The following is a 2680-nucleotide window of genomic DNA, read 5'->3' as shown; positions in this document are numbered from 1 at the left end:
GCATATTCCCAATTGCCCGCGCTCGCCGGCACGAAAACGCGCGGCAAGCCTGCGGTACGTTGCTGGGTGAAGCTTGTCATATCGGTAATAAAGCTGCCGCCAAGGAAGGCACGCAGAAGTTTCGCATAGTCGCGCGGCGTCGAATAGGCGCCGCCCGCGACCCACGGGTTGGTGGGAGCGCTTCCCGCAGGGTCATACCAAGTCGTGCTCGTCATCCCGAGCGGGGTCGTCACATGCTGCGCGAACAATTCGTGGAAATTGCGCTGGCGCGCGGGCGATGTTCCAGGCGCTATGCTTATATCCTTCGCCTCGAGATAGGCTGCGGCGACCTGAAGCCCGTGCGGGCCATAGCTATATTGCGCACCGGGAGCGTTACCCGGGCGCAGACTGTCGTAACGCAGGTCGTGGATGCTCTTCGCGCAATTGTAGAGTGTCATGGCCGGAAGCAGCTGACAGCCACCAACGAGCGGGCTCGCGTTGAAGCCCGATGTCATCGACAGCGCATGTTTGAGTTTGACATCCTTCTTTGTCCCGCTCGTCGTCCAGAAAGCAAGCGGCGGCCGCATCGGATCGTCGAGTGTCGCGACGCCAGCCTGCACCATGCGCATGCCGAGTGCGCCGGCGAACCATTTGGAGGCCGACGCAAGCGGGGTCACCCGATCGATACCGAAGCTGCCCTTCTCATAGGCGAAGAGATAGTCGGGATCCGAAGCGTTACCGACGATGAAATAGCCGTTATCGACCTCGGTATCGGCGTCGATTGCCGCCTGTAACGCTGTCCAGTCATAGGTATATCCGCCGACGGTGGCCGAAAGGCTGGCGGCCGCGGGCGCCGATGCCGCCGACGTCGACGCTTTAGCAGCGGGCGCCGCAGGCGGAAGCTGCACCATGGGACGCGCCTCGCCGCCGCCGTTGCCGACGAACCCGCCCTGCGCCGCAAAGGCCGCAGCCCCAACCATCACTGCACCGGCGGCAAGCGACATCCATTTCATTCTTCCAGCCATTTTCTCTCTCCCAGCTTCGTTGCACATTGTCGAAACGGAGGGCCTAGCGCGGCCAGACGGGCTAGGGCCTGGACTGGCCGTTCCCGAAGTGAACATTGAGCAGATGGTCGAGCTGCGCCTTGCGAAAGCCGGCGACGACGCCAGACTCGGGCGTAAATTTTGCGAGACGGTCGCTTGCCGCATCGTAACGCGGCCAGTCGCGAACGAGTGCGCAGCCAGGAACGCCCGTCTTGGCGAAGCCAACCCAGCAGGCGGAGATGCCTTCGCCGAAGCGGAGATCCTCGTCACCGACGGCGCCAGCGACCGACGCAAAATAGTCGAGCGTCCCGAACAGATAGGGGATTTCAGACCCATGCGCGGCGCCCTTGGCGCGGTCGCGCCGCGCCGCTGCGACATAGTCGAAATGATAGAGATACGACGGCGCGCCCCCCGCCGTCCGGGCCGCGAGCCAGCGCGCCGGGGCGACGAACCAGGCGTCGCCCAACACCTGGCGCGCCAGTTCATCATCGGCCAGCCCCATGCCATAGGCGGCCCGGCCCGCCGCCTGGTCGCGCCCTAGATAGGCGAGCGCGGCGGATGGCGGCACGCCCATGGCAAGGATGACGCTCGCCTCGTTGCTGTTCGCGCCGACGAGGAGCGGAACGTCGATCGGCTCGCTACGCGCAAAGACGCGCCAAGGCGCTTCGCGTACCAGGTCGCCGTCGAGGATGGGGCCGGTCATCGCGCCCGGCGTCCGGACCTCGCCAGCGGCAACGAGCGCGGCGGCGGGCAGCGCGCGAAGCGCGTCGAGCGATGCTGAAGGCGGCGCACCTGCGCGCGCTGCCAACGCCGCGCCTAGCGCTTCTTGCTCGCCAAGCGGGCGCGGATCGAGGAGACCAACGCCCGACTGAACGATCGCCTTGGCGAACAGGCCTTTGGCTTCGGGCTGGGCAAGGATCGTCGTCACTCCGATCGCCCCGGCGGATTCGCCGAACAAGGTGATCTGGCGCGGATCGCCACCAAATGCGGCGATATTTTTCTTCACCCACCGCAGGGCGGCCAATTGGTCCATCAGGCCGTAATTGGCGAGCGCCTCGCCGCGCGGCTTGGCCGCGCTGAGCGCGGGATGGGCGAAATAACCGAGCGCGCCCAACCGATAGTTGATCGTCACCAAAACCACACCTTGCCGCGCGAAGGCGGTGCCGTCGAAAACCGGGAAGGTGCCCGAACCGACCACATGGGCGCCGCCATGGATCCAGACCATCACTGGCAGCTTTCGCGCCCCCGCCGGGCGCCAGATGTTCAGCTGGAGGCAATCCTCAGACTGATGCTCGGCTACCCCGCCCGCGACAAGTGCGGGGCGCACCGTCTGCGGACAAGCCGGGCCGAGTTTTGCGGCATCGCGGACGCCCCGCCAGCGCGGCGGTGCCTGCGGCGCCCGCCAGCGAAGAGCGCCGACCGGTGCGGCGGCGAAAGGAATATCAAGGAAGCGCTCGACGTCCCCCGTGCGCGCGCCCGCAAGGCGCCCCTGCGCGATTGTCGCCGCGGGGGCCGTCTCCGCCGCCGCGACAGACACCGATCCGGTCAGCATCGCGGCACCGAACAGTGCTGCCATCACCAAATGCCGCATTGCGCCCTCCTACCCTTCCCGACCAGCGGCTGGAGGCCGCGGACGGGAGCGCGACCTAGAAAGAAAT

The 2680-nt window shown here is 66.5% G+C and carries 2 protein-coding genes; both read right to left on the bottom strand.

From position 1 onward, the window contains the following. The coding region (locus tag JNM03_RS08645; RefSeq protein WP_294036053.1) for a serine hydrolase at positions 1–992 on the bottom strand (992 nt) is incomplete at its 3' end. Positions 993–1065: 73 nt separating this feature from the next. Next, the gene (locus JNM03_RS08640; protein WP_294036052.1) at positions 1066–2613 is read right to left on the bottom strand and encodes a carboxylesterase family protein; all 1548 of its coding nucleotides are present in this window, start codon (positions 2611–2613) and stop codon (positions 1066–1068) included. Positions 2614–2680 lie beyond the last annotated feature (67 nt).

The organism is Sphingopyxis sp., from assembly GCF_016793825.1.
In the GTDB taxonomy this organism is placed as follows: domain Bacteria; phylum Pseudomonadota; class Alphaproteobacteria; order Sphingomonadales; family Sphingomonadaceae; genus Sphingopyxis.
This window is presented reverse-complemented; position numbering and strand designations above follow the sequence as displayed.